This is a genomic window from Dialister succinatiphilus YIT 11850, assembly GCF_000242435.1.
Taxonomy (GTDB): domain Bacteria; phylum Bacillota; class Negativicutes; order Veillonellales; family Dialisteraceae; genus Dialister; species Dialister succinatiphilus.
Map to the genome: position 1 here is coordinate 698,285 of NZ_JH591188.1, position 26,627 is coordinate 724,911.

Here is a 26,627-nt window from a genome sequence, read left to right on the forward strand (position 1 = left end):
GCAGATGTATATCTGCAGGCGGCTCTTTCATTCCTGTTTCCTTTATGCATTTCACTTATCAGTGCTTCCCGGTTTCGATAGATCATACTGATTGAAGGGGGAACGAGTCATGTCGATTTCTTTTATTCTGCGCATGATTGCAGGGGCAGTCAGCGGTAATTCCAATTCTGCCCGTCCGGAAAGCATCAACGGCGAAGTGGAAAGGGCCAGAAGAAGGGCTACGAAAAGAATCAACCGGGCCAAGGTCAGGGCCCAGGATGAACTGGGAGAGCTGGACCGTGTGAGAATCACCCTCATGTCCGGCGATATGAAAAAATTCACCAGCCTCTTTGCCCAGCTGAAAAATGTGGACTTCCACGACTGCGATACGCTGGCAGGACTGGAACATTTCAATAAGGAAAGAAAGAACTGGCGGGAAATGGAAAAATTGTCCGCTAAAGCCATGAGTGTGGTTACCCTGGCAGGTGCAGTGGATGCTGTCGGATTTGGCGCCGGCGTGCTGGATCAGTATGCCAAGGTACCGGAAATCAAAGGACTGGATGTGACCGGGGGAACAGAAGATGTGAATGCCCTGAAGGATATGAGCGCCCGTCTTCAGGAATTCCAGAAGGATGTGAAGAACATGTGCATCCGCATGCAGCTGGTTCGCCACGAAGCCAGAAAAGCGGAAGATGCGCTCCTCGACCTGTCCGATTACTTTGAAGATGGCATTGAAGATATCAAATCCATTCAGAATGATGCTGGCAACGACTGGAAGAAATACTCTCCAGCCCAGAAAATCTTAATCGGCCGCACAGCCCAGATTGCCCGCCTCATCCGCGCCCTTTCGGAAGTTCGTTTCCTTAATGATGACGCCACTTTGCGCCCTGAAATTCAGGAGTCTGTAGACGCAGCGGAAGAACTGCTGGACGAACTGGGAGCTTAATAACAGCCATAACAAATCGGCATCCCTCCTTAGGAAGGGACGCCGATTTTTTTGATTCGTGAGCCGTGGGAGTGGTCTGCTATCGGCTATCCGCTGGTCGCATGGTTTCCAGAGGAAGGAGGCTCTGGCACTTCGCCATGCAGCATTGATGACACAAGGGGATTTCCGCAGCGCAGGCTCCTTCCACAGGAAGGAGCTGGGCGAAGCCCTGTGGATAGGTCCGAAAATTTAAGGAGAACTGACGGCCCTGGTCTCCGCTGCTTTCAGCGGTATCCGACACCCGCTGAAACCTTTTCCTCACCGCATCATATTCCTCTATGAAATCAGTACTCAATCAGCCAAATTTATTGTACAATATAATAGGTGTTGAATCAGACAGGAGATGATAAGGGTTGAAGAGATTTCAAAAGTGGACACTGGTCTTAGGGGTCTCTCTGGCTTTTTCCTGGGGAGGGATGGCCGAAGCTTTTGAGCCTTATTACCTGAATGGGGACAAGACCTATCCTATGATACAGAATACCGGTGGTATTTATAACGACGGTGCTACAGGCCTTTTTCTTGATTTGTCTACTTTGACGGTGGAGGATGTCTTTGAAGACGGCCTTCAAACAAAGGTGAAAATAGTAGATGTGAAGTCTGCTCAAACCTATACGGAGAGCTGGATTCATGTACGCTACAGCGTGGATGGAAAGGCCTGGGCCCTGGGGCAGGACGGGCGCTGGCGGGAAATCCCTTCCAATACGGAGGATCCCGCAGCGCTGACCGTGTATTTCATCAGACAGGCCATGACCGATGACAGTACCCGTGACCGGCTGTCCGGTGAAATTGACCAGATCATGGAGACAAAGAAGGACAATCCGGGAAAAACAGCGCCCGATGATGCGATTCCCCTGATGGATGTACAGGCTCCGCTCGCACAAAACGGGGTGAAGGAAAAGGGTAGCGTCCAGAAGGGAAATGACGATGCCGATCAAGTGACCGTAACCATTACGGAAGCGCCGAAGGTGGAAATTACATCGACTCCGCCGCCACAGGTGGATATTACATAAAGGATATACATTATTTTTTTCGAGGTGTATGATGGCAAAAAGACATTACGAACTTCATGTAGCCGGCTGCACAAGGCAGCTTCCCATTCTGAATATTTCCGATAAATTGGCCATTGCGGGATTTGTTATCCTGGGAGATACGGAAATCGTTGAAAACTGTGCCAAAGAATTGGCTTCCAGGGTGCCAAAAGATACGGATATCATCATGACGGCAGAAACGAAGGGAATCCCTCTGGCTCACGAGCTGGCCAGTGTGCTGGGCATGAAGAAGTATATCGTAGCCAGGAAATCCGTGAAAGCCTATATGGAAAATCCCATCTGGGTGGAAGATGAATCCATTACCACTGCCGGTAAACAGCGTCTCTACCTTATGGATACGGATGTGGAACTCCTGAAGGGAAGAAATGTGCTCCTGGTGGATGATGTCATCAGTACCGGCGGATCCATGAAGGCCATGAAACAGCTGGCTGAAAAGGCAGGGGCCCATGTGGTGGGTGAAGCAGCCATTCTGGCAGAAGGGGATGCTGCTAAACGGAAAGATATTATCTATCTGGAACCGCTGCCCCTGTTTGATGCGGAATAAAACAGGGCCGCCGTGACACGCCCTGGCGGGCGTGAGGGTTGACGGCCCTGTGGACCGAAGGTTCTAAGGGTTCTGAAGATTGACGCGCCGCTGGCGCGAGGGTTGTGGTGGGCGGCTTCGCCGCCGGTTTGTAGAAAACAGCTTTAGTGGGTTAGTGCACTAGTGAGCTGGTAAAAACCAGACAACCGGGCTTTAGCCCGAGAAAAACAGGCAAACCGCCCTGACGGGCGTTGGAAAACCATACAACCGCGCCTTTGGCATCGGTCGGGCAATTCATAGGAAGGTCCTTTTATGTGCAGGCAAAGGACCAACTTTGCCCGACTTGTAGACCCTCTGCAGGGTCTCCACATTGGAAATGCACCCCTTTTGCCGCCTGCGGCGGCGTCTCCCCCGGAGGGGGAGATTTGCTCTATGAAAAACATAGAGTTACTTAAGTTAGCTCAAGGCTGAGCAGTGAATAAACTTCCCCCTCCGGGGGAAGTGGTGCGCAGCACCCAAAGGGGTGCATTTCCATCGGGCGAAGCCCGGCTTTACGGTTTTCGCTGCCTCTGGCAGCATATAAAATTCATCGCCAAAGGCGATACCTTTCCCCTGAGCAAAAGCGAACGCAACCCTGCTACACAACCCGCCGCCGTCAGGCGGCTAACCTGCGGCGCCAGCCGCTTTCCAAATGTGATATAATAAGGAATACATTGTTTACGTTACTGATATTGTCTCCACAGGAGGAAACAGATGAAACATCAGGAAATTGTTATGATTGTTGACTTTGGCGGCCAGTACGCCCAGCTCATCGCACGGCGTGTCCGCGAATGCGGCGTTTACTGCGAAATCCTGCCATACAACAAGAGCGCTGAGGAAATCCTTGCCCAGAATCCGAAGGGCATTATTTTCTCCGGCGGTCCATCCAGTGTTAATGCAGAAAATGCACCCCAGGTGGATCCCGGCGTGTTCAAAGCAGGAGTACCGATTCTGGGCATCTGCTACGGCATGCAGCTCATGGCTAAGGAACTGGGCGGTGAAGTATCGAAGCCTGAAAAACATGAATACGGCCACACTGATTTTTATCGCAACGGCAGCAGCGCCCTCTTTGAAGGCGTTTCCGAAAAGACCGCTGTATGGATGAGCCACGGCGACGCAGTGACCGATATGCCCGCCGGCTTTGGTCTCACCGGTCATACCGACCTCACGCCTACCGCAGCCATGGCCGATGAAGCCCGTCGTTTCTTCGGCGTACAGTTCCATCCGGAAGTAGTTCACACACCGGAAGGTACCACCATGCTGAAGAATTTCCTCTTCAAGATCTGCGAATGCAAAGGCGGCTGGTCCATGGGCAACTACATCGACATTGTCGTGGAAAACATCCGCGAAAAGGTTGGCAAACACAACGTCATCTGTGCCCTCTCCGGCGGCGTAGATTCCTCTGTAGCAGCCGTGCTGGTGCATAAAGCCATCGGCGAACAGCTCACCTGCGTCTTCGTAGACCACGGTTTCCTCCGCCTCGGCGAAGCAGAACAGGTAGTGGATACCTTCAAGAATAAATTCAACATGAAACTGGTGCACATCGACGCATCCAAGCATTTCATGTCCCTCTTGAAGGGCGTCACCGAACCGGAAAAGAAGCGTAAAACCATTGGCGCTGAATTCATTCATACCTTCCAGGAAGAAGCCAATAAGCTGGAAGACGTGAAATTCCTGGTACAGGGCACCCTGTATCCCGATGTGGTAGAGTCCGGTACCGCCACCGCTTCCACCATCAAATCCCACCACAATGTAGGCGGCCTTCCGAAGGATATGAAGTTCCAGCTCATTGAACCGCTCCGCGAACTCTTCAAGGATGAAGTCCGCGAACTGGGCCGTCAGCTGGGCCTGCCGGAAGAAGTGGTCAATCGTCAGCCATTCCCGGGACCGGGCCTGGCTATCCGTATCATCGGCGAAATCACACCGGAACGGCTGGATATCCTCCGCCGCGCTGATTTCATCGTAAGAGACGTCATTAAACAGCATGGCCTCTATAATGATATTTGGCAGTCCTTCGCCATCCTCCCCGCAGCTATCCGTTCCGTAGGCGTACAGGGCGACGAAAGAACCTACGACTACACCGTAGGCATCCGCGCTGTCACCTCCTCCGACGGCATGACGGCTGATTATTTCCGCTTCCCCTGGGAAGTGCTGGACGAAATGAGCCGCCGTATCTGCAACGAAGTGGCTGGAGTGAACAGAGTGGTCTACGACATCACCTCCAAGCCGCCGAGCACCATTGAATGGGAATAGTTGCAACAAGCCTCACAAATCGCTTAACCAAGCCATTTGTGAGGCTTTCTTTTTTTTCAAAAGTTCCAAAAGTGTACCAAAATACAATAGGTTTCACCTCGGACTCAACGCGGCTTTGCCGCAACGAACTCACTATCATATTACAACCATGTACCATTCGTCATAAATTCTGGCTGTACACGGGATTCACGCGGCCTTTTTTGCCCGTCAGGTACCGACCAGAGGAAGGCGCAGGGCGGTTGCCAAAACGGACAGCTGTAGCTGGACGCCTTGTTCAGGACGTCCCCTATGGAATCGCAGCCAGGCGATAAATGGGAACTCTGTTTACTGGCTACAAAAAATACACGGCCTCTGGCCTTGTGCGTAGGGGCCGTCCCGGTTAGGGCGGCCCGTTGTGAGATGCGGCCACAGCCCATTATGCTATAATGGCAGGTTTTTACGAGCCACGTCACTTTTTTCGGACTCTATGCGGCTTCGCCGTGACAAACTCACGATTGTCTTACGACCATGTGCCATTCGTCATAAATTCCGGCTATGCACAAATTTCAGGCGGCCTTTTTGGCCCGTCAGGTGCCGACCAGAGGAAGGCGCAGGGCGGTTGCCAAAACGGACAGCTGTAGCTGGACGCCTTGTTCAGGACGTCCCCTATGGAATCGCAGCCAGGCGATAAATGGGAACTCTGTTTACTGGCTACAAAAAATACACGGCCTCTGGCCTTGTGCGTAGGGGCCGTCCCGGACAGGGCGGCCCGCTGTGAGATTCAACCACATATTTTTTTGTGCCCAAAGCCCACCCTAAAAGTTAGGTCTGTTTTTTCTACGTCAGGACTCTTTCTTTCCTGATTTCCAGCAGGCCGCCTATATTCAAAAAAAGAGCATTTTATGAGACTCTCTGATGAGAGGTTCATAAAATGCTCTTTTTTTATAAAAAATTTTTCTATAACATTTTATTAATATATTGTTAATGCTAAATATTAATTATTTACAATAAAACGAATAAAGATGTATTAATAAATGAAGATAATAACAGCTGGTAATGACGATTCAAAAGCTTAATAAAGCCATTGAATAAGGAAAATAAGTGCTATAATAATATCAACAAATACACATATTATTTGTATAAAAATCTAAATAATGGAATAAGGCATATCGGAGAATATTACATGATATATACGGTGAAATCATTATAAGCAAAGGATGTGCAAAGTCATGGAAAAATATTTAAGGTCATTTGTAGCAAAACAAAACATTGCTACGTTGTCGTTTCGGAATTGGCTAAAAGTCACTGCAAAACGACAGAAAGTCGTACGGCAAGAAATAAAACAGCATTGACGGTGGCGGTGCTGCTGGCACTGGGGACGTTCTCGCCAATGATGATGCCAACAGCTGAAGCCTTAACTGTGCCAGATACTTGGGGCGGAAGTCAGAATTCAGCAACAGTTACAAAAGATGCAATCGTAGCGAGCGGCTCAATAGTGCTACGGGGGCTGCCGATGTCGTAGCTGACAGCTATGAAAATACAGCTATTGGAGAATACACGACGGTAGTCGGTGGCAGATCCAATCGGGCATTTGGTGATGAATCATCGACATCTATATGCAGTTGGTACAATGGAGGTAAGTGATGAAAAAAAGGTATATAGCCACTATTTTATTACTTTATTTGGCATGTGGACCGGTAATGGCTTTTGCAGCAAACCAAACGAAGGGCAGTACTGGCATTGTTATTGACGGAGATAATAATACCGTTTCCAGTTCGAATTCCATTACGCTTGGCAATGAGATTAGCTCTCTTGGCGGCGCTAATGTTGCTATGGATACAAAAGCAAGGCAGGGAATCAGGAAAAACCACTAAATCCGAATAATGCGAATGGTGCAACTGCCATTGGTACAGGATCCCAGGCAACTAACTATAGAGCAACGGCTCTTGGCGATTACACCGTTGCTTCTGGGACAGATTCTATTGGCATAGGGACAACAGCCAAGGCAACAGGTGATCGATCCATATCAGCAGGACTTTTATCACAGGCATCAGGCGTGAATGCCATCGCCATCGGGGATAAAACCGTATCGAGCAGTAATGACACGGTGGCCATTGGTGAAAGGGCAAGCGCAACGAGCAGCCAATCAATCGCCATTGGCAGTGCTTCATCCTCTTCCGGTTCCTATAGCGTGGCCATAGGGTTGAATGCAAAAGCGACGAATGGTTGGTCTGTTGCCTTGGGCAATAGTTCAGAAACCGCTGCAGCTGTTTCAACCAGCACCATGGCAGTCGGAGGAAAGACCTATCAGACGGCCGGTGGAGTTGCAATGAGTACGGTAAGTGTGGGGAATGAAGCAGTCAAGCGCACGATTACGAATGTTGCAGCCGGCCGTGTAACAGATTCTTCGACAGATGCCATAAACGGCAGTCAGTTATTTGCAATAAATCAGAGTGTTGATGCGAATGCCCAAAACATTGCAAAGGGAATGAATTTTGCTGCAGATACCGGGACTCCTTACACGGCACAGTTGGGCAGTACCGTTTCCATTAAAGGCGGGAAAAACCTGTCCACTTCGGTAGATAAGGGGTCCATTACCGTACATATGTCGGACACTCCTGTGTTTACGGCAGTAAAGGCAAGTACTATTACCGGCAATACAATTAAAGCGGGTGATACGGTTACACTCAGTCAGCAGGGCGCTGATATGGGGGGAACAAAATCACTCATTTGAAGGATGGCGATATTTCTCCTACTTCAACTGATGCAGTGAATGGAAGTCAGCTGTATAGCACAGAAAACCGAATTAATTTTTTGGACAGTCAGGTCAATCGTCTAGGCAGTCAGATTAATCGGGTAGGTGCAGGTGCTGCGGCTCTTGCCGGACTCCATCCTCTAGATTTTGATCCCGATGATAAATGGGACTTTGCAGCGGGGTATGGTAATTACAAAAATGCGAATGCAGTGGCTATTGGTGCCTATTATCGCCCAAATAAAGATGTCATGTTTAACGTGGGAGGTTCTTTCAGTGGTGGAGAAAACATGGTGAATGCAGGCATCAGCTGGAAATTTGGACAAAAGAACCATGTTTCTCGTTCGAGAGTTTCGGTGGTCAAAGATGTGCTGGCGTTGCAACAGCAGGTAGCTATTCTAACGAAAGAACTGGAAGCGTATAAGTCTATAATTGGTAATAACGGGAATGCGTCTATGAAGCGCAATATAAATTTCCCTGATGTGCCTGGAAACCATTGGGCGTATACTTATGTGCAGACCTTGGCAGATAAGGGATATCTGAAGGGCTATCCGGATGGCGAGTTTAAAGGCAATCGTGCCTTGACCCGTTATGAATATGCAGCCATCATCTATTGTGCGCTGCAGAACGGAGCACCTTCCGACGGAAATATGATAAGATCGATGGATGAATTTGGGACGGAAATTTCAAAAGCCAGAGAACTCGACCGCTTCCGGGTAGATAGGATTTCCGGTAAGGATAATGATCGAAAAAGTAAAATGAATGCAGATTCCTACTAATGACTTAAAGGGATCGTGCATGATGGTTTTCACTATCATGCACGGTCCCTTTTTCTTTGAAATACTATGGACAATCGCATAATCAATCAAAGCGCATAGTTGAAAACTTTGATTTTATAATTTTTCCGTTCGTCTTGAAAGGGTCTTATCGTCGAGGGCGTTATCGAAGTCCTGCAAGCGGCCGTCGGATTTCATCCGTTTAAACAAGGTCGTTACTCGGTCTTCCCCTTCCTCCAATCCTTCCTTAAATCCTTCTCTTTGTTCCTCCAGCAGCCATTGTTCCAATTCCCGACTCATGGTGAACACCTCCTTCATTTTTATGATATTGGTTGGATAGATGCCTCGTCACGCTGCTTTTCCTTTCTACATGCGGGAAACAACCTCATAGAGGTTTTGGGTACACTGCATGATGTCTATGTAAGAAATCTCATTGGCATAAGAATACTTCTGTTGATAAGATTTCCACATTTCCATTAAATGGAAATCCTGCTGAAGGGCAGAGATAATCTGAGGACCCGTAGTCAAAAGCAGCAGGGAACCGCGCTTCGTGCAGGTGGCATGAAAAGCATCTTTCAATAGCAACTGGTCGATTTTATCTTTATAGACACTGGTCAGCTCATATAAATCGTAGAAGTGGTGCTAGCATATAAATAGGACAAGTCAAACTGAGGTTTTCCATAAAGTGATACAATAAAAGTATATATAGGGGCCTTAGTATGACGAAGTTCAACAAACAATTCAAAGTGGATGCTGTCCAATATTACCATGATCATCGTGACTTAGGACTGATTGGGTGTGCCCATAATTTAGGAATTTCCCAACAGACACTGTCCCGATGGCAAAAGCAATTGCGGGATAATGGGGAAATGCCATATCGCGGATCCGGAAACTATGCATCTGATGAAGCCAAGGAAATCGCTCGTTTGAAACGTGAATTACGAGATGCCAAGGATGCCATCAATGTCTTAAAAAAAGCGATCAGCATTCTAGACAAATAATCCCTGCCATTTACCATAGCGTCAAACAGGAAGCCGAAAAAGCCCATCAGGAGAAACGCCATTTTTCGGTATCTGGAGTGCTGGCAGAACTGGGCGTTTCTACATCAGGTTACTATGGATGGAGTCATTGCAAATTATCCAAACAAGCTACGCACCGTAAGGAGGTAAAAAAACAGATTCAAACCATTTACGAAGATTCAAAGCATATCTATGGAGCACCCAAAATTACTAAATTGCTTCAAAAGAAAGGTGAATGTATTTCCGAAAGGACAGTGGGCCTTTACATGCGGCAAATGGGGATTCGTGCTTGTTGGGTCAAGCATTATACCGTTACGACCCAGAGCCGTTGTTTGGATGCCATATTGGTTAACATTCTGCAAGAACAATTTAATCCGCCAAGACCAGACACAATCTGGTGCAGCGATATTACTTATATTTGGACCACTGAAGGATTTGTGTATCTGGCCAGTATCATGGATTTGTTTTCTCGAAAAATCATTACCTGGAATTTATCCCGGAAGTTGGATGCATCTGGCATTATTAGGATGCTTCAAACGGCAAAGCAAACCAGGAATCCAGGCCGTCTGGTAGTAATCCACACTGACCGCGGTTGTCAATATCTTTCGCAATCCTATATCAAGGAAACCGCACAGATGTGCCGCAGCTATTCGAAGAAAGGCTATCCATGGGATAATGCCTGCATAGAATCATTCCATACCTTGATTAAGCGAGAATGGCTGAATCGATTTAAGATTGAAAATTATCAACAAGCCTATATGCTGGTGTTTGAATACATTAACACGTTTTATAATACCGTTCGAATTCACAGTCACTGTAACTATATGTCACCAAATGACTATGAGAAATTATATGCAAACTACAAGAAAAAGACAGCTTTGATTGCTGGATAACTGATTGATAGAAACCTCAATTTAATTTGTACTCAAACTTGACATAGGACCAGACTTTTCAAGTGGAAGCTTTGGGAGACTTGGTTGAGAAAGGGAAGAGTGCGTTGAATTTTTCTATGGTTGAGGACTCGGCCGAGTTTTGTTTTACTTTCGGAAAAGATACGAATATGAAAATCGGCAAAATTCAAAATACCTTTGATACACCGCGTCAGAATAAATCTGTTTTTATTCCTGCTAAGGAAGTCTTATCGCTTTTTAACATCATCTTGAAATCGCGAGATCAAGATTCGTTATTTGGATTTGACGATACGTATCTTGACTTGGTTAAGGCACTGCAAATTGCTCCACAGCGGGGGCGGAATTTTGATGCTTTTGCTGATGGACGAAAAAAATTGGAACAGGTCATCAAGGGGAAGATAGAATACGATGATCAAAAGAATGAATGGTACTATAAACGAGGAAATGCGCGCTTTACGATTGGGATGACCTCAGAAGGGGTAAAAAAAAATTGCTATTTTCAATCGATTGCTCTCTAATCGTTATTTGGATAACCACGCAGTTATCCTTATTGATGAACTGGAATCGGCGCTTCACCCGAAGGCCATTTCCGATTATTTAGATATGATTTTTGAATTGTCTCAAGCGGGGATTCAGTTCTTTATTGCGACTCATTCACATTTCGTCGTAAAAAAATTGTATCTTTTAGCTAAAATGCATAGCCTGTCCATTCCGGTATTGTCTTTAACAGCCGATGGGAAGAAGCCATCTTATGATGATATGGAAGACGGGATGCCTGATAATTCTATTATTGATGAATCCGTTCGATTATACCAGCAAGAAGTGGATTGGTCGTTGGGAGGATAGGTATGCTTACTTTTGAAGAATCTAGCATGAAATTTTCTTTTGAGGAAAATAGATCCTTTTATCGCTTAAGCCCCGCCAGAAGACTCCCACCTCTTAGGTGGGGGATGAATGGCTGGGCTTGTGGTATAATATCAATAGCAGTTAGAACTTCTGCAAGAACAAAAAAGTATTTTCAATCAACGGTCTTTGAGCCGTTTTCGGAGGAGCACTCCCTCTTGCCGCAGCACGACGTAATAGGCGAATCGCGACGGGTAGAAAAGAAGTGCAAAATGTGTATCTACTCAAGTAAGCAGAACTTCGATTTCAAGGGACTGTGTAGGGGCTTTTGGACAGCCCTTTGAGAATAAGGATATCCTGACAGCTAACTCCTCTGGGATAGGCTGTCAGGCGTTAGTCCATGTATCAAACTTCTCAAGAATCTCCCGCTTCTATAAGCGGGAGAGGTTCAACGAGGCTAAAACATCTGCACCGAACCCTAACAGTCACGAAGGGATGGCTTTCAACCAGTTCATTGATGAAATTGCTAAAAAATTTCTTGATTCCCTGTTGATTTGTAGTGCCATTCATAGTGAGGTACAAAGTGTGAGTGGCAGTATTGTATTAGGGAAAGAGCTCCAAAGACATTTATATTCTCAACCTAAAATCCAATTCATCTTAATCATCAAAAATCATCAGAAAGAATGGTGTAATTCAGTACAAGAGGCTTTACAGAAACGATTACATGCTCTATTGAAAATATGGAAAGCAGAAGTTTTAGTTTTGAATGAAGCACAGGCAAGGATATTTCACTTATGTCAATCGTAAAGTATTGATAACTAAGGGGCAAGCTGTCTGAATTTTTATGTTGTTTTTGGCTATGTTCTGATGAGGAGATTTTTCAGAGATGAAGTGTACCAAAATTGTACCAAAATATAGTGTAAATCACGAAGATAGACCTGTTTTTACGAAATGGATGAACCAGAAATGCGATAATTAAGCCATTTCAGTTTGGCGAAATTCAGTAGAGCATAGAATGGGAATAGTTTGAACAATTCAAAAAGCATGACCTCATCGGCAGCACCGAATGGAGGTCATGCTTTTTTGCGTGTGTATAAACTGCAAAATTCTATGTTTAATTCCTATGAATTCATAACCTGTAGTAAATTACAGGTGTTTTTTTATTTCATAATCAGCTATTCTATATATGAAAGGAAAGCTGATTTTATTGATTCCTAATCAATAGGGAAGTGAAAAGGAGGTAAGTATTATGGGTTTGATCAAAGCAGCCATGGGTGCCGCCGGCGGCGTACTGGCCGACCAGTGGAAGGAGTTTTTCTACTGCGACAGCATGCCTGCCAACATTCTTATGATGAAGGGGCAGAAACGGACCAGTTCCCATAATCGCAGTTCCAATACCGGCGGAGAAGACAATATTATTTCCAACGGTTCCAAAATCGCCGTCAACAGCGGCCAGTGCATGATGATAGTGGAGTCCGGCAAGGTGGTGGATGTATGCAGCGAACCGGGGGAATACATTTATGACAAATCCACAGAACCTTCCATTTTCACCGGCACCCTGAAGCAGGGCATAAAAGATATGTGGGGCCAGATGAAGGAACGGTTCACCTTTGGCGGCGACACGGGAAAGGATCAGCGGGTCTACTATTTCAACATGAAGGAAATCCTTGGCAACAAATACGGCACGCCTCAGGAAGTCCCCTTCAAAATGAAAGATCCCGATACGGGGCAGATTCTGCTCATCCGCCTGCGCTGCTTCGGCGAATACAGCTACCACATTGTGGACCCAGTGCTTTTCTATACGGGTGTGGTCGGAAATGCAGCGGATGTGTTTGACCGCAGTCAGATCGACAGCCAGCTGAAGTCGGAGCTTCTGAACGCGCTGCAGCCGGCCTTTGCCAGACTGAGTGCCCAGCGCATTGACTATGTGGAGCTGCCGGGGCGGACTTTCGAAATCGCCGATGCCCTGAATGATGTGCTGTCCAAGCGCTGGCGGGAGCTCCGGGGGCTGGAAATCGTGTCCTTCGGCATTAACAGTATCAAGGCCAATGAGGAGGATGAAGCTAAGATTCAGAAAGTGCAGATGAGCAAGACTTTTGCCGATCCTTCGATGGCCATGGGTGCTATGGCCGATTCCACCAGTGATTCCATGCGTATGGCTGCCCAGAATGAAGGGGGCGGCGGCGCGGCTTTCGGCTTTATGAATATGAATATGGCTGGAAACGCAGGAGCCGGCTTGTATCAGCAGATGGCTCAGCAGCAGGAGTTTATGAGGCGGCAGAAGGAACTCGATGAGATGGCCCGCAGGCAGGAGATGATGGACCGGCAGAAGCTTATGGATAAGCAGGCCCACGCGGAGGTGGCCCGGGCAGCAGAAGGATCTGCTGCCGGCGGCTGGACCTGTCCTCAGTGCGGCACTGTGAACCAGGGCAAATTCTGTCCGGGCTGCGGTGCCAGAAAGCCGGAACCCAAGCCGGCGGAAGGTGCCTGGACCTGCCAGTGCGGACAGACGGGCAATACAGGAAAATTCTGCATGAACTGCGGAAAGACAAAACCGGAACAGAAGGAAGAAAAGGGCTGGGTCTGCCCAGGCTGCGGCGCAGTGAATCAGGGAAAATTCTGCATGGAATGCGGCAGTCCGAAGCCGGCAGGAGCTCCGCTCTTCAAGTGTGACAAGTGCGGCTGGCAGCCGGAGGATCCCCATCATCCGCCGAAATTCTGCCCCCGGTGCGGTGATCCTTTTGACGATAAAGACAAACAGTAGTCCATGAAATGAGGTGAGGAATATGGCCAATACATCTGTAGGCTATACATGTCCGAACTGCGGCGGTCCTCTGTCATTTTCCCCCGGCGCCGCCAAAGTGACCTGTCCGTACTGCGATACGGAATTCGAGACTGCTAAAATCGAAGAGATTTTTGCAAAGCAGGAAAAAATGGCGGCGGAAGCCCAGGCGGCAAAGGAGGCCAAATGGCATACGGAAGGCGCAGGCGGTGAATGGAGCGAAGAGGAAGCAGCTGCCATGAAGGCTTTTACCTGCTCTTCCTGCGTCGCGGAAATCGTCAGTGACGGCAACACCATGGCCACGGAATGCTGCTACTGCGGTAATCCGGTGATGCTGCCCAGCCGGTTTAACGGTATGCTGAAACCGGATTTCGTCATTCCCTTCAAGAAGACCAAGGAAGATGCGGTGGCTCAGCTGAAGGAGTTTTACAAAGGCAGATGGCTCCTGCCCAAAGCCTTTACTGCAGGCAACCGGGTGGAATCCATCCAGCCCATGTATGTGCCTTTCTGGCTTTTTGATTCGGAAGTGACGGCGTCGGCGGAATTCAAGGCGGAGTCGGATACGGTCTATGAAACCCAGGATGAACGGGTCACGGAAACGAACGTGTATCGCTGCGACCGCAGAGGAAAAATGCGTTTCCGGCGGATTCCTGTGGATGGCAGCAATAAAATGGACGATACCTATATGGAGAGCATCGAGCCCTACGATTACGGAGATCTCAAACCCTTCAGCAGTGCCTACATGGCAGGGTGCCTGGCCGACAAGTACGATGTGGATGCGGAAGCCGCCGCACCCCGGGCTGATGAGCGGGTACGCAAAAGTGCCGTAGGTGTTCTGGAGGATACGGTAGAAGGATACATGCGCCGCGAGCTGGTGAACGATGTGATTAACAAGGGCGAAGGCAGCGTTTCCTACGCCATGGCTCCGGTGTGGATACTAACCACCCGCTATGAGGACAAGCCCTATACATTCATGATGAACGGCCAGACAGGAAAAATGGTGGGCAGCCTTCCCTGGGATAAGAATAAGGCCAATCTGTACTGGGCCGGCAGCACCGCTGTACTAACCGCTGTATTCTATTTCCTTGTCAGAATGTTTGTGTAAGGAGGGGAGAGGCATGAAGAAATATGTGTTACCACTGTTTATGTTTCTGGCAGCTCTTTTCCTCACTGTCACTGCAGCGGCATCCGACGTTTTGGGACTCCATGACGGTGCTAAGCTTCTGCAGACCTCCGAACGCACTGCTGTCATGAAAGAACTGCAGGATGTGGAAAAGCGTTACGGTGTAGGAATGGCAATTATCACTGTGCCTTCTACAAACAAAATGAAAATCGGAGACTATGCCAACAAGCTTCTGGACAGTACTTTCAAGGATGGGAAAAAGGGTAATATGGTTCTTGTCCTGGCCATGGATACAAGGGATTACTACATTGCCACTGACAAGGCCATGAAGGAACGGATTACCGATGCAAAGGGCATCCCGGCGCTGGAAGAAAAATTCCTGCCTGCTCTCAAGAAGAGTGATTATGCCGGAGCCTTTACGGCTTATGCCCGGGGCGTGGGAGAACAGCTGGCTTATTACGAAGAAAACGGGAAAGCCTATGATCCGAAAAGCGGCTTCAGCCCGCTGGCCCTGGCCATCGCCCTGGCCATAGGCGGGGCCTGCGGCTTCCTCATCCGCGCCGGCCTCATCCGCGGTATGAGCAACGTGGTGCCTGCGCCGGCGGCGAATACGTACCTGGACAGAGAGAGCTTCGAGCTGCTGGATAAGGAAGACACTTTCCTCTATATGAATGTCACCCGTACACCTAAAGCAAAGAAGAATGACAGCACCGATGCCGGCCATGGAGGAGGCGGCGGTAAATTCTGATATTCCATCCTGTTTACTCCATTCTTTTGGTCACTGTGCCTGCGGGGGCCGGATCATCATGGGTATCGGTGGTATTCGGGCTTCCGGGAAAACGCTGATTCAATCGTTGCAGCCTTTCATTCTTGAATTTTGGGGCAATCCAGGGAATATGATGACGCGAACAGCAGGCTGTTTAAGAATCTCCTGACGAAGTGGTACATCAAAATTCTTATAAAGGCATACTCTGCGAATGAATCAGTGCTTTTCTGGTACAGTGGGCATTTGGAAAGAAATCCGGGAGGTTCACTATGAGATTTGGAAAGATACTGCTCATGGGACTGATGGCGGCCTGCCTTATGGGAGCTTCGTCCCGGGCCTGGGACGAAGGGAATACAATCTGTCCCGGCGATGGCGGTGCGGAAGCTGAGCAGATCCGCATTTTTATAAAGAACTGGAAAAAGGTTTATCCCATGGACGGGGAACCGGTACGGGAATTTGCGGTCACTGACCTTGACGGCAATGGTCTTTTGGAAATCCTGGTACGTTCTCCGGAAAGTGAAGACATCCCTGTTGTGTATGAAGTGACACCGGATCATGACGGACTTAAAAAGAGAAATAAAAAATGGTATAGCCGCCAGATTTCCGGCCAGTCCATTGCCTGGTTCGTCATGCATCCGGAAACAGCGGCGGGTCCCTGGACAGGGAATATCGATGACGCTGAAGCGATGCTGCAGGACAGCTATGATGTAAACACAGGCCGTAAAGAAGCCTTTGGTTAAGAAGGAGCAAAAGGACTATCATCTTTGCAAATGAAATCGTAAATAAATAAAGGAACCGCACAGGATACTTCCTGTTGCCGTTCCTTTTTTGTTCTGGTATGGGGCTCTTATGCTATAATGAAGGTAACAATTATTCGATGCATCCTTCTTTCGAGAATCCCCGGGGGCAGGTGAGGGCTATGGGGAAATGGATCAGACTTTTATGGCTTGGCCTTCTCTTCTGGCTGTCCGCACTTACGGCGGTCTCGGGAGCAGTTATCCTGTACAACCATGACGAAGGAGAAAGCTATGGCCGCATTCTTTCTGAAAGAGGGGCAAAGGTGCAGGGGATTCCGTCATCCCAGCTGCTGCACCATCTTCCGGAAGATGATGTACAGGCTGTAGAAGCTTACGATGTACAGGCGGCAGTGCTGCAGGGAGGCAGCCGCACCTCCTATCAGTGGTATCCCCAGTATACGGCCACCGTAGTTCTGGCTGTATCAGACAGCTGCCCGGTACCGGTTACAGGATGGCAGAGTCTCTCTTCCGCTCCTTTATCCCTGGCTGTGACCGGCACCAATCCGGCCCGGCTCTTCTTCATACAGGCCATGAGCTATGGGCTGAAAGGAGATCTATCCGGCAGGGCAGGGGTGGAACTGCTGAGGCAGCTTCAGGAGGATGGGCGGCTTTCAATGGAGGAAGGAGAAAATCGGCCTTCCGCGGATGTTTATGTGCTGTTCGATTACCAGGTCCGTGAGTGGCAGAGACAGGGCATTCCTGTACATCCGGTAGTCCCTGAGGAAGGAACTCTGGCGTTCAGGAAGGGACTTCTGGCTAAGGAGTCTTTATCCTTTGACAGCCAAAAATTGTCGGAGGCGCTGGAGGGCGCAGGATATGCTCTCTCCCCGCCGCCCGGGGCCCGCTTCGTTTCTGATGCGGAAGCCTTTCTGCAGGCCGGCGATGATATTCCCCGGCAGATTACCAATCATGTTTTCCAAAGCTGCCGGCCCACCATCCTCACCGGTTTCAGTCATATGGTCTGGTATACGGTAACTTTGTTCTTTGTCATCCTCTGGGGCGGACGCCTCAGGCGGCAGGTGCTGCAGCCCCAGGTTCGCCGGGCCTATCTGGGGGTCATCATTACCCTGTGCTGCTGGATACTTTTCCGGGAAATCAAACTGAGCCTGCCCGGTTTCATGAATGACGGCATACGCTATATCTGGTACAGCTATTATCTTTTCTATGGTATCCTGATTTCTTTTCTTCTATGGATCGGCTACAGCGCGTCCTATGCCTTTCTTACCAGGCCCTGTCCCCGGTGGATGAAGGGAATCTTCGCAGGAAATCTGCTTCTTGCCTTCCTGGTGATGACCAATGATTTCCACCAGCTGGTCTTTACGCTGCCTGCTGGTCTGGCGGCGGCTTACAGCCGTCATGGCTATGGGCCCCTGTATTTCGTCCTGGCTGCTGTCTATGGCATGGAGCTTCTGGCTGTGAATGGCGTGCTCTGTTATACCTCCCTCTCCAGGAAGGTGAGCCATCCCGCCCGGATGATCCTGCCCCTGGCCGTTGTGGTGGGATATGGAATCTATGTGGTCGGGTATGCTTTGCCTGGTTCCCCTTTCCAGCCATCGGAGCTGGTGCTGGTGACGATCTGGACTGTTCTTCTTTGGCTGGAACTGGTGACAAGGGGAAAATTCGTCCCGGCCAATGAGGGGTACATAGACTTTTTCCGCCATTCCAGCCTGGCCATGCAGCTCTATGATCATGACGGGCACCTGGTCTATACATCCAGTGGCACGGCTCCGCTGCGGGGAGAGGACTTTGAAGTACAGTCCATGCCCATTTCCGGCGGCCTGGTGCGCTGGTACAGGGATGTAGGCCCTCTGCGTCGGCGGCAGGCTCTTTTGGAACGTCTTAACCAGGATCTGAACTGGTCCTATGAACTCCTCAGTTGTCTTAGTGATATCCGCCGTCAGGCGATTGAGCAGGGTGTCACCCTTAGAGTTTACAGAGAACTGGAGGAAATCATTGCCCGCAAGCAGCCGGCCATCCGGCACAGGCTGGCTTATCTGAAGACCGCAAAGCCCGGGCCCCACACCGATGCAGTCATCAGCCGTCTTCATATTCTGGCCTGCTATTTGAAAAAGCGATGTATTCTTCTTCTGCAGGGAAAGGAGGCAGGCATGCTGGATGCCCGGGAACTGGCTATGGCGGTGGAGGAATCCTGGCGATATTTGGAAAAGGCTGGGCTCCGGGGCTCTGTGGGCTTTGATTTAAAGGGAAATCTGCCGGTGCAGGCAGCCCTGACCCTCTATGATATTTTCGAGGATGTGGGAGAAGAGGTGCTGGCCCGGGGAGAAGATTTTTGGCTTTGTCAGTTCAAAGAGACGGAGAAGGACTGGATTTTTTCCGTAGTGCTGGAAGAAAAAGAAGGAGAACCCCGCCCTGCTTCCTGGCAGGCTCTGTCGGAGTATGATGTTTCTGTGCAATGTGATGACACGGGCTATGGCACAAGACTCACGGTTCGGCTTTCCAGGGAAAGCACCGATTCATTCACATAGGAGGGAAACATTATGGTTAACTTATACACACTTCCTTCCTGGGAAATCCTGCTTTTCATTGTTGTTTCCATGGTTCTCTTCCTGGTGAACAGCGTCCTTTATTATTTCCTCATGCCCCAGGCGGAATTCAGCCATCTGGGACGGAAATGTCTGGAAGGGAGCAGTCTTATCCTGCTTCTGGCAGTTATGGCGGTGTTATATGAAATTTTTACGGACGGCAGGGATGGTATCGTTTATGCCCACGGCACCGATATCTGGCGGTGGGCTGCAGTTTTGTCGGGTACGCTGAGTGCTCTGTACTGGTTTCGTGACCGACGGGCCCGGAGCCTGTGGATTTTAGGGGCTTCCCTTCTTTTATGGCCTGTATTTGATGACATCCTGCCCTGGTCCCTGGCCCTTTCCCTGGCCTTCCTGGCATGGCGGCTGCTGCGCCTTTTCCCTGAAACTTATGGCCGTTACCGGCAGCAGCTCACGGCCCGCTCCATCCAGACGGCGGTGGACTGCCTGGATGAGGGCCTTCTCATCAGTCAGGAAAAAGGGGAACCGGTGCTTGTAAATTTCACCATGTACGAGGTGATGGAGAAGATTCTTGGCACGGTAGTTCGCAATGGCAATATTTTCTGGCACCTGCTGCCCCTTTGTGACGGCAGGCCGGGTCTTTCCATGGAGCGCCACGGGCCGGATATGCTCTTCATCCTGGAGTCCGGAGAGGCCTGGCTCCTGCAGCGCCATCCCATCCACTTTCGCAGTGAGTCCGGCTGGCAGATTACTGCATCCGATGTGACGGACCTCTATCGGTTGAACCAGGAGCTGGACGAAAAGAACCGGGTGCTGAAGGAGCGGAATGCGGCGGTGAAAGATGCACTCGGAAACATGGTGGAACTGCAGACACGGAAGACTATGGAAAATCTGCGCTATAAAATCCATGATATATTAGGGCAGCGCATTACCATCCTGCAGCGGCTCCTGAATAATCAGAATATCAGCGATTACAGAACCATTCTTCCCAGCCTGGAAGACATGATGGCAGATCTGCGAGAGGACAGAATGGCAGACCCGAAGGAAGAACTGGATGCACTCATTGCTGCTTATGGCAGACTGGGGGTCTCGGTCATCCAAAAGGGGGCTTTGCCCGATGATACCTTTCGGGCGGGAGAATTTGTTCATATTATACGGGAAGCCCTCACCAATGCACTTCTCCACGGGCAGGCCGGATCCATAACAGTGACCTTTGGCAGGGACGGAGAGACAGCCCTTAGGATTGTCGATGATGGCAGGGGATTAAAAGGCCCTCTTCGGCGGGGAACCGGCCTCAGGGCCATGGAACAGTGCGCCCGGAATCTGGGAGCAGACCTTCAGTATAAGACTGCACCGCACTTTATGATTATTTTAAGGAAACACTGATTCATTCAATGCTTTCTGGAAATGGAGGATGTCTATGATTCGGCTTATGATTGTGGATGACCAGAAAATCCTGCTGGAGGGACTGGTCAAAATCTTTGAAGGGCAGAGCCATATTGAGGTAGTGAGTGCCCTGCCCTTTTCAGAGCTGGTGGAGCCGGTCTGTGACCAGCTTCATCCCGATGCGATTCTCCTGGATATCTGCATGGAGGGAAAGAACAGCGGCATTATTCTGGCAAAGCGCCTGAAGGAGCGGAAGAACCCTCCTAAAATCATCATTATGACCGGATTTCAGGATATCAGCTTTCTGGAAATGGCCCGAAGCGCCGGAGCGGACAGCTTTATCTACAAAGAAAGCACGGCTCGGGAATTTATGGACTGCCTGGAGAAGACTATGGCAGGGGAGCATATTTTTCCCGATGTCCGGGGTCAGGTGACCTTCGGCATCCAGGGGGTGACACTGACAGATCGGGAACTGGATATTCTGCGCCTGGTCTGCCGCAACCTGTCTTACAAGGAAATAGCAGATGAACTGCACATCAGCATACGAACTGTCAGCTTCCATGTGAGCAATATGCTTCGTAAGACAGGACATAAAAGTTTAATCGGCCTGGCTGTGGAAGCGGCGGACAAGGGCTATGCGCCGGGGATCCGGAAATAAGGCGGTCTGCCGGAAAGCACGAATCCATTCCGGGCAGTCTGCTTTTATAAGAACTTTATGCATTACTTTGTCAGGAAACTCCTTACATCGCGGATACTTCCTCCGACGGCATGACAGCTGATTATTTCTGCTTCCCTTGGGAAGTGCTGGACGAAATGAGCCGCCGTATCTGCAACGAAGTGGCCGGAGTGAACAGAGTCGTCTACGACATCACCTCCAAGCCGCCGCGCACCATTGAATGGGAATAAATGCTCAAATCCCCGCAAATCTTGATTTTTCAAGATTTGCGGGGATTTTTACTATTTTCATAGGGACGATTGTGTACAATTATGTATCCTGATTCTTCGGGTGATGGCCTGTTTCTTCCATGAACTGGTCATGTTTCTTCTGTACATGCAGCAGGAAATGATCCGGCTTCCCGGCAGATACTGATTCATCCGGAAATTAAAGGATTTCTCGGGAGCGTTTGGAGTATTTTTGTTCCTTCAGATTTTTGATTTCAGTGAGAAGCTTCTGAAGTTAAAGATCCTCCAGAGAGTTTATCAGCTCTTTGGAAGATCTTTTTCGTGCTTAAATCCCCAGCACATGATGGCATAGAACACCGGGAGCAGGTCCCTGCCCATAGGAGAGAATGAGTATTCCACGTGAGGCGGAATTTCGTTAAACTGCCTGCGGGTGATCAGACCATGGGCTTCCAGTTCGCGCAGTGTCTTTGTCAGCATGGTGTTCGTGATACCGGTCAGATCTTTTTTCAGAACGCCGAACCGTACGGTGTCATAGATGCAGAATTCATAGAGAACCTGGGTTTTCCATTTCCCCTGCAGCATTTTAAGGAGAGGGGTCACGGGGCAGTTTCCGCTATCCGTTAAGATTCCTGTTTTCACTTTCTGCAAATACTCTTCATAACTCATATAGTTCTGATCAGAATTCTTTTGTGATGCATTGTCTGATGGCATACATTCCTCCAGTATACTTTCTGATACTAAGCAAGTAAAAACTGAGTACTTGCATATTATTATGGAACAAGTATAATAAATGTACTTGGTAAAGTCAACGTCTGAAGACTGGTATCACAGTGCCTGTAATGGTGGGCCGCATTGTGAGACAGAAGATAAGTGAAGGTGGTGTCAACGTAGATGAATCTTTTCGATTATGCAGCGGAAGGCCTGAAAGAAAAGGAGGCTCCCCTTGCTGCCAGGATGCGTCCTAAGACTTTGGAAGAGGTGGTTGGTCAGGAGGATATTATAGGGAAGAATAAGCTCCTTTACCGTGCAATCAAAGCGGACCGGATCAGTTCGGTTATCTTTTATGGACCGCCGGGCGTGGGGAAAACGACTCTGGCTCGTGTCATCGCTGGTACTACATCCGCTGATTTCCATCAGGTGAATGCAACGATTGCAGGAAAGAAAGATCAGGAGGAGGTTGTGGCAAGAGCCAAGGAGAATCTGGGCTGTTACGGAAGAAAAACAATTCTCTTTATTGATGAAATTCATCGGTTCAATAAGGCGCAGCAGGACTATCTGCTGCCATATGTGGAAGACGGAACGGTGATTTTGATCGGTGCCACAACAGAGAATCCCTATTTTGAAGTGAATGGTGCGCTTCTTTCAAGATCGAGAATTTTTGAACTGAAACCGCTGTCGAAGGAGAATATTCTGACTCTGATTCACAGGGCTTTCGTTTCAGAAAGGGGAGTTAAACCATACCATGCTGATATCACGGAGGAGGAGGCAGATTTTCTGGCGGATATCGCTGATGGCGATGCCCGCGCCGCGCTGAATGCTATAGAACTTGCTGTGCTCACAACAGATCCGGGAAGTGATGGAAAGATACATGTCACACTGGAGGTGGCAGAGGAATGTATACAGAAGAAGGCCATCCGCTACGATAAGACCGGGGATAATCATTACGATACCATTGCTGCTTTTATTGAGTCCATGTGTGGCTCCGATCCGGATGCGGCCCTTTATTATCTGGCCCGTATGCTGGAAGCAGGCGAGGATGTAAAGTATATTGCACGCAGAATGCTGGTAGCTGCATCTGAAGAAGTCGGTAATGCCGAACCCATGGCAATCTGTGTGGCAGCATCGGCGGCAATCGGCGTAGAGCGCGTTGGCATGCCGGAGGGGAGAATCATTTTGGCACAGGCCGCTTCCTATATCGCTTCAGCTCCCAAATCCAATTCTGCTTATCTTGGCATTGAGAAGGCTCTGGCCATTGTCCGGAAGACAGGAAATCTACCGATTCCTTCCTACCTGCAGGACTCTAGTTATAAAGGTGCCAAAAAGCTGGGACGGGGGATTGGTTACAAGTATGCCCATAATTATCCGAACCACTGGGTGAAGCAGCAGTATCTTCCGGATGAGATTCGTGAAGAGAAGATATATGAGCCTAATGATATCGGTCATGAGACAGACATTAAAGCTTATTTCAGAAAAATTGGAAAAGACCCGGAAAGGTATGCTTTTGTTGACCCATCGCTGTCAGGAAAGCCCTGGAAACCATGGGAAGATAAAAAATGATACCTGGGAATGGGCGAAAACGCATCCCAATGAAAGGCTTTTGATTGAAGATACAAAGAAATGACGCCGTGCGTAAATCATGAGCCTGTATGGGATCATGGTGGAGCTTGAAAAGGCTTATTGGATAGGGCGCAGGACCCGATGGCATCCATTGGCAGAGTATAATCAAGATACTTTGACGAATGGCTGTCATCCCGGGCAGATGAAGGAGAATATGATGAAGAAAGACAATCACAGGATACAAAGGCTGCCGAGAAATATTGAGGTACGGGGGGCCAAAGTCCACAATCTGAAAAATATTGATGTGGATATCCCGCTCCATGAAATCGTAGCGATTGCCGGTGTTTCGGGATCGGGGAAATCCTCACTGGCTCTTGGCGCGCTCTATGCGGAAGGGTCCCGCCGGTATTTGGAATCCCTGTCTACCTATACCCGCCGGAGGATGACACAGGCGGAGCGGGCAGATGTGGATGATATCAGATATGTGCCAGCGGCTCTTGCGCTGCGCCAGCGCCCGGGAATTCCGGGCATCCGCAGTACCTTCGGAACACTTTCTGAACTTTTGAACAGTCTGCGTCTTATGTTTTCCCGGCTGGCAAGTCACCGCTGCCCCAATGGCCATTACTGCCCTCCTTCGCTTTCTGTGGCAGCCATGCAGGAAATCACCTGCCCTGTATGCGGGGTAAAATTTTATGGTCCGGGAGCGGAAGAACTTGCCTTCAACAGCAGCGGCGCCTGCCCGACCTGCGGAGGGACAGGGGTGGTCCGAAATGTGAATGAGGCAGCCCTGGTGCCTGATGATTCCAAGACCATCGATGAGGGAGCTGTAGTTGTCTGGGGAACTCTGATGTGGTCGCTCATGAAGGATATCGTGCGCACCATGGGCGTCAGGACAGACGTGCCCTTTCGCGACCTGACACCGGAAGAAAAAGAAATCGTCTACCACGGAGAGCTGAAGAAGCACCATATCCACTATGTGAATCCAAATACACTGGAACCGGCGGAGATGGATTTCAATTATTACAGCGCCGTGAATTCCGTGAAAAATGCCCTGGCTAAAGTGAAGGATGAAAAGGGAATGAAGCGGCTTGAAAAATATCTGGAAGAGGATGTGTGCCCAGACTGCGGGGGAACCAGGCTGTCGGAAGCGGCCCGGGGTCCCCGTCTTAGAGGAATCGGGCTGGATCAGGCATCGGCCATGACCCTTTCTGAGCTGATCCCCTGGGTACAGGGAGTTCCTTCCTCGCTTCCGGAAGAGATGCGTCCCATGGCGGAAAATATATGCGAATCGTTTATGGATGTTTCCAAGCGGCTCATGGACCTGGGACTGGGGTATCTTTCGCTGGACCGGGCGGCTTCTACGCTTTCTACCGGCGAGAGGCAGCGCGTACAGCTGGCAAGGGCAGTAAGAAACCGTACAACCGGTGTGCTCTACGTTCTTGATGAGCCATCCATTGGACTTCACCCTTATAATCTTCAGGGCCTCACCGGAGTGATGGATGATTTGCAATCCGATGGAAACTCTGTCATCCTTGTGGATCATGATACGCAGGTGTTGAAGCATGCTGACTGGATGATAGAGATGGGGAAGGGTGCCGGTGCGGAAGGCGGAACGATTATTTCCCAGGGAACAGTGGAAGATATTTCGAAGAATCCGGAATCTGTCATAGGCCCCTATCTGTCCGATCACTATGAATCAAGAATCCGACCCGTCACAAAGAGAGAGGCCCTGTTTGACAAGGGGGCGATTCATCTGGAGACTGGGGCCATCCATACGGTGCATCCTCTGGACGTGCGGATACCGATGGGGCGTCTGACGGTAGTGACAGGGGTCTCCGGATCCGGAAAAACGACCATGGTCCTGGAAAGTCTGATTCCCGCCCTGAGGGCTGAAATCAGCGGACAGAAGCTGCCTTCCCATGTGAAGAAGGTAGAGGCAGACGGCATTACCCAGGTCAAGCTCATCGATGCTACGCCCATTGGTATCAATGTACGTTCCACGGTAGCCACTTATGCCAATGTACATGACGGACTCAGAAAAGTATATGCCCGAACGGCAGATGCCCGGGAACATCACTATAAGGCAGGAGATTTTTCTTACAACACAGGGAAACTCCGCTGCCCAACCTGTGACGGCACAGGCGAGATTTCACTGGATGTCCAGTTTCTGCCGGATGTTCAGATTCCCTGCCCCGACTGCCGGGGATCCCGGTACAGAAAGGAAGCCTATGACATTCACCGCAAGGCCAAAGATGGAAAGGAATACAGCCTGCCGGAACTTATGAATATGAGTGTGGATCAGGTGCTCAACGCCCTGGGGGGACTTAAACTCCTGCAGCAGCGCCTGCAGGTGCTGCATGACCTAGGACTTGGATACCTCACACTGGGGGAGGAAACGCCGGGACTCTCCGGCGGCGAGGCACAGCGGCTGAAACTGGCCAGCGAAATGGGAAAAGGGCAGAGTGATTCCGTATTCGTCTTCGATGAACCTACCATAGGGCTGCATCCGCAGGATGTGAGGACGCTTCTCCATGTTTTCCAGACCCTCATTGATCATGGGGCAACACTGGTTGTTATCGAACATGATCTCGATGTCATAAGGAATGCGGATTACATTGTAGATATGGGACCGGGAGGAGGAAAGGAAGGCGGCCGGATCATTGCCCGGGGTACGCCTGAGGAAATCCGGCAGAATACAGACAGTTTGACCGGCAGGTTCATATAATGACATGATAGGGGATGAAGTTGTTCTCCTGTATGCTCCGGGAAAATGTTTTTCTCTGCCCTTTGCCTTAGAAACCCGGGATAGATGCGTAAAATTCCTCAAAGGTTTCCATTCAGTGCCGAGGATTGCATTTGCGCCATAAAAGTAGATAATAAAAGGATAAGAAAAACCTCCCTCTCTGGTCGGAGGCTTTTCTGCTTTTTGTGGAATAAAAACCAATGAAAAGAGGATGAGAAAATGACGTTACAGGAAACAG

General features: G+C 49.4%; 23 protein-coding genes and 3 pseudogenes. 24 read left to right on the forward strand and 2 right to left on the reverse strand.

What is annotated here, in order from left to right; translation table 11 throughout:
• Nucleotides 1-109 precede the first annotated feature (109 nt).
• The 8 genes and pseudogenes from HMPREF9453_RS08690 to HMPREF9453_RS11105 all read left to right on the forward strand — a co-directional run.
• Nucleotides 110-925: a hypothetical protein gene (locus HMPREF9453_RS08690; RefSeq protein WP_008860176.1), complete on the forward strand. Its 816-nt coding sequence runs from the start codon at nt 110-112 to the stop codon at nt 923-925.
• Between the two features lie 455 nt (nt 926-1,380).
• Complete coding sequence (locus HMPREF9453_RS08695; protein ID WP_148363744.1) at nt 1,381-1,974, forward strand: hypothetical protein; 594 nt, start codon at nt 1,381-1,383, stop codon at nt 1,972-1,974.
• 31 nt (nt 1,975-2,005) lie between these two features.
• Nucleotides 2,006-2,557 carry a phosphoribosyltransferase family protein gene (locus tag HMPREF9453_RS08700; protein ID WP_008860178.1) on the forward strand — a complete coding sequence of 184 codons (552 nt, stop codon included), beginning with the start codon at nt 2,006-2,008 and terminating at the stop codon, nt 2,555-2,557.
• A gap of 732 nt (nt 2,558-3,289) precedes the next feature.
• Nucleotides 3,290-4,828: a glutamine-hydrolyzing GMP synthase gene (gene guaA, locus HMPREF9453_RS08705; protein ID WP_008860179.1), complete on the forward strand. Its 1,539-nt coding sequence runs from the start codon at nt 3,290-3,292 to the stop codon at nt 4,826-4,828.
• Between the two features lie 1,198 nt (nt 4,829-6,026).
• On the forward strand, nt 6,027-6,329 hold the full coding sequence (locus HMPREF9453_RS11710; protein WP_083827282.1) for an ESPR domain-containing protein: 303 nt from the start codon (nt 6,027-6,029) through the stop codon (nt 6,327-6,329).
• A gap of 121 nt (nt 6,330-6,450) precedes the next feature.
• Nucleotides 6,451-6,681, forward strand: coding sequence for a hypothetical protein (locus tag HMPREF9453_RS08710; RefSeq protein WP_008860180.1), 231 nt, complete (start codon nt 6,451-6,453; stop codon nt 6,679-6,681).
• A 20-nt stretch (nt 6,682-6,701) separates the two neighbouring features.
• Nucleotides 6,702-7,541 (forward strand): annotated as a pseudogene (locus tag HMPREF9453_RS12450) (hypothetical protein); the annotation flags it as partial.
• Nucleotides 7,517-8,338: pseudogene (locus HMPREF9453_RS11105) on the forward strand (YadA-like family protein); the annotation flags it as partial. The pseudogenes HMPREF9453_RS12450 and HMPREF9453_RS11105, both read left to right, overlap by 25 nt.
• Nucleotides 8,339-8,452: 114 nt before the next feature.
• On the opposite strand, the gene HMPREF9453_RS08720 reads toward HMPREF9453_RS11105, so the two are convergent.
• Nucleotides 8,453-8,635, reverse strand: coding sequence for a hypothetical protein (locus tag HMPREF9453_RS08720; RefSeq protein WP_008860183.1), 183 nt, complete (start codon nt 8,633-8,635; stop codon nt 8,453-8,455).
• Nucleotides 8,636-9,054: 419 nt separating this feature from the next.
• Between HMPREF9453_RS08720 and HMPREF9453_RS08730 the strand changes: the two genes are divergently transcribed.
• The 14 genes and pseudogenes from HMPREF9453_RS08730 to HMPREF9453_RS11270 form a co-directional block, all read left to right on the forward strand.
• A complete protein-coding gene (locus tag HMPREF9453_RS08730) occupies nt 9,055-9,336 on the forward strand; it encodes a transposase (RefSeq protein ID WP_008860184.1) in 282 nt (93 codons plus the stop codon).
• 8 nt (nt 9,337-9,344) lie between these two features.
• Nucleotides 9,345-10,247: an IS3 family transposase gene (locus tag HMPREF9453_RS08735; RefSeq protein WP_232217349.1), complete on the forward strand. Its 903-nt coding sequence runs from the start codon at nt 9,345-9,347 to the stop codon at nt 10,245-10,247.
• Between the two features lie 62 nt (nt 10,248-10,309).
• Nucleotides 10,310-10,783 (forward strand): hypothetical protein, encoded by a 474-nt coding sequence (locus HMPREF9453_RS11110; RefSeq protein WP_148363747.1) that lies wholly within the window; start codon nt 10,310-10,312, stop codon nt 10,781-10,783.
• Nucleotides 10,773-11,111 carry an AAA family ATPase gene (locus tag HMPREF9453_RS11115; protein ID WP_050805719.1) on the forward strand — a complete coding sequence of 113 codons (339 nt, stop codon included), beginning with the start codon at nt 10,773-10,775 and terminating at the stop codon, nt 11,109-11,111. Before HMPREF9453_RS11110 ends, HMPREF9453_RS11115 begins: the two co-directional genes overlap by 11 nt.
• Nucleotides 11,112-11,113: 2 nt before the next feature.
• A complete protein-coding gene (locus HMPREF9453_RS08745; protein WP_008860188.1) occupies nt 11,114-11,452 on the forward strand; it encodes a hypothetical protein in 339 nt (112 codons plus the stop codon).
• Between the two features lie 151 nt (nt 11,453-11,603).
• Nucleotides 11,604-11,915, forward strand: a complete 312-nt coding sequence (locus HMPREF9453_RS12290) for a hypothetical protein (RefSeq protein ID WP_040380249.1) — start codon at nt 11,604-11,606, stop codon at nt 11,913-11,915.
• 442 nt (nt 11,916-12,357) lie between these two features.
• Nucleotides 12,358-13,872 carry an SPFH domain-containing protein gene (locus tag HMPREF9453_RS08755; protein ID WP_008860189.1) on the forward strand — a complete coding sequence of 505 codons (1,515 nt, stop codon included), beginning with the start codon at nt 12,358-12,360 and terminating at the stop codon, nt 13,870-13,872.
• A 22-nt stretch (nt 13,873-13,894) separates the two neighbouring features.
• Nucleotides 13,895-14,995, forward strand: a complete 1,101-nt coding sequence (locus tag HMPREF9453_RS08760; RefSeq protein WP_008860190.1) for a TFIIB-type zinc ribbon-containing protein — start codon at nt 13,895-13,897, stop codon at nt 14,993-14,995.
• 13 nt (nt 14,996-15,008) lie between these two features.
• Complete coding sequence (locus HMPREF9453_RS08765) at nt 15,009-15,761, forward strand: TPM domain-containing protein (protein WP_008860191.1); 753 nt, start codon at nt 15,009-15,011, stop codon at nt 15,759-15,761.
• 287 nt (nt 15,762-16,048) lie between these two features.
• A complete protein-coding gene (locus HMPREF9453_RS08770; protein WP_008860192.1) occupies nt 16,049-16,519 on the forward strand; it encodes a hypothetical protein in 471 nt (156 codons plus the stop codon).
• Between the two features lie 179 nt (nt 16,520-16,698).
• A complete protein-coding gene (locus tag HMPREF9453_RS08775; protein WP_148363748.1) occupies nt 16,699-19,062 on the forward strand; it encodes a hypothetical protein in 2,364 nt (787 codons plus the stop codon).
• A 12-nt stretch (nt 19,063-19,074) separates the two neighbouring features.
• Nucleotides 19,075-20,466, forward strand: coding sequence for an ATP-binding protein (locus HMPREF9453_RS08780; RefSeq protein ID WP_008860194.1), 1,392 nt, complete (start codon nt 19,075-19,077; stop codon nt 20,464-20,466).
• Between the two features lie 34 nt (nt 20,467-20,500).
• Entirely contained in the window at nt 20,501-21,124 is a 624-nt protein-coding gene (locus tag HMPREF9453_RS08785) for a response regulator transcription factor (protein ID WP_008860195.1), read from the forward strand.
• Between the two features lie 95 nt (nt 21,125-21,219).
• Nucleotides 21,220-21,372: pseudogene (locus HMPREF9453_RS11270) on the forward strand (GMP synthase (glutamine-hydrolyzing)); the annotation flags it as partial.
• A gap of 294 nt (nt 21,373-21,666) precedes the next feature.
• On the opposite strand, the gene HMPREF9453_RS08790 reads toward HMPREF9453_RS11270, so the two are convergent.
• Entirely contained in the window at nt 21,667-22,035 is a 369-nt protein-coding gene (locus tag HMPREF9453_RS08790) for a winged helix-turn-helix transcriptional regulator (RefSeq protein WP_040380408.1), read from the reverse strand.
• Nucleotides 22,036-22,260: 225 nt separating this feature from the next.
• Here HMPREF9453_RS08790 and HMPREF9453_RS08795 point away from each other — a divergent pair, with 225 nt between their 5' ends.
• On the forward strand, nt 22,261-23,646 hold the full coding sequence (locus HMPREF9453_RS08795; RefSeq protein ID WP_008860198.1) for a replication-associated recombination protein A: 1,386 nt from the start codon (nt 22,261-22,263) through the stop codon (nt 23,644-23,646).
• Between the two features lie 214 nt (nt 23,647-23,860).
• On the forward strand, nt 23,861-26,371 hold the full coding sequence (locus tag HMPREF9453_RS08800) for an excinuclease ABC subunit UvrA (protein ID WP_198004152.1): 2,511 nt from the start codon (nt 23,861-23,863) through the stop codon (nt 26,369-26,371).
• The last annotated feature ends 256 nt before the right edge of the window (nt 26,372-26,627 follow it).

Bases quoted from the DNA above. Each gene is read 5' to 3' on its own strand.
- HMPREF9453_RS08785 (WP_008860195.1), top strand. From the start codon at position 20,501: ATGATTCGGCTTATGATTGTGGATGACCAGAAAATCCTGCTGGAGGGA.
- HMPREF9453_RS08790 (WP_040380408.1), bottom strand. From the start codon at position 22,035: ATGAGTTATGAAGAGTATTTGCAGAAAGTGAAAACAGGAATCTTAACG.
- guaA (WP_008860179.1), top strand. From the start codon at position 3,290: ATGAAACATCAGGAAATTGTTATGATTGTTGACTTTGGCGGCCAGTAC.
- HMPREF9453_RS08765 (WP_008860191.1), top strand. From the start codon at position 15,009: ATGAAGAAATATGTGTTACCACTGTTTATGTTTCTGGCAGCTCTTTTC.
- HMPREF9453_RS08730 (WP_008860184.1), top strand. From the start codon at position 9,055: ATGACGAAGTTCAACAAACAATTCAAAGTGGATGCTGTCCAATATTAC.
- HMPREF9453_RS08800 (WP_198004152.1), top strand. From the start codon at position 23,861: ATGATGAAGAAAGACAATCACAGGATACAAAGGCTGCCGAGAAATATT.
- HMPREF9453_RS08720 (WP_008860183.1), bottom strand. From the start codon at position 8,635: ATGAGTCGGGAATTGGAACAATGGCTGCTGGAGGAACAAAGAGAAGGA.
- HMPREF9453_RS08745 (WP_008860188.1), top strand. From the start codon at position 11,114: ATGCTTACTTTTGAAGAATCTAGCATGAAATTTTCTTTTGAGGAAAAT.
- HMPREF9453_RS08770 (WP_008860192.1), top strand. From the start codon at position 16,049: ATGAGATTTGGAAAGATACTGCTCATGGGACTGATGGCGGCCTGCCTT.
- HMPREF9453_RS08780 (WP_008860194.1), top strand. From the start codon at position 19,075: ATGGTTAACTTATACACACTTCCTTCCTGGGAAATCCTGCTTTTCATT.
- HMPREF9453_RS08795 (WP_008860198.1), top strand. From the start codon at position 22,261: ATGAATCTTTTCGATTATGCAGCGGAAGGCCTGAAAGAAAAGGAGGCT.
- HMPREF9453_RS08775 (WP_148363748.1), top strand. From the start codon at position 16,699: ATGGGGAAATGGATCAGACTTTTATGGCTTGGCCTTCTCTTCTGGCTG.
- HMPREF9453_RS08760 (WP_008860190.1), top strand. From the start codon at position 13,895: ATGGCCAATACATCTGTAGGCTATACATGTCCGAACTGCGGCGGTCCT.
- HMPREF9453_RS08690 (WP_008860176.1), top strand. From the start codon at position 110: ATGTCGATTTCTTTTATTCTGCGCATGATTGCAGGGGCAGTCAGCGGT.
- HMPREF9453_RS08755 (WP_008860189.1), top strand. From the start codon at position 12,358: ATGGGTTTGATCAAAGCAGCCATGGGTGCCGCCGGCGGCGTACTGGCC.
- HMPREF9453_RS08700 (WP_008860178.1), top strand. From the start codon at position 2,006: ATGGCAAAAAGACATTACGAACTTCATGTAGCCGGCTGCACAAGGCAG.
- HMPREF9453_RS08710 (WP_008860180.1), top strand. From the start codon at position 6,451: ATGAAAAAAAGGTATATAGCCACTATTTTATTACTTTATTTGGCATGT.
- HMPREF9453_RS12290 (WP_040380249.1), top strand. From the start codon at position 11,604: ATGGCTTTCAACCAGTTCATTGATGAAATTGCTAAAAAATTTCTTGAT.
- HMPREF9453_RS08695 (WP_148363744.1), top strand. From the start codon at position 1,381: ATGGCCGAAGCTTTTGAGCCTTATTACCTGAATGGGGACAAGACCTAT.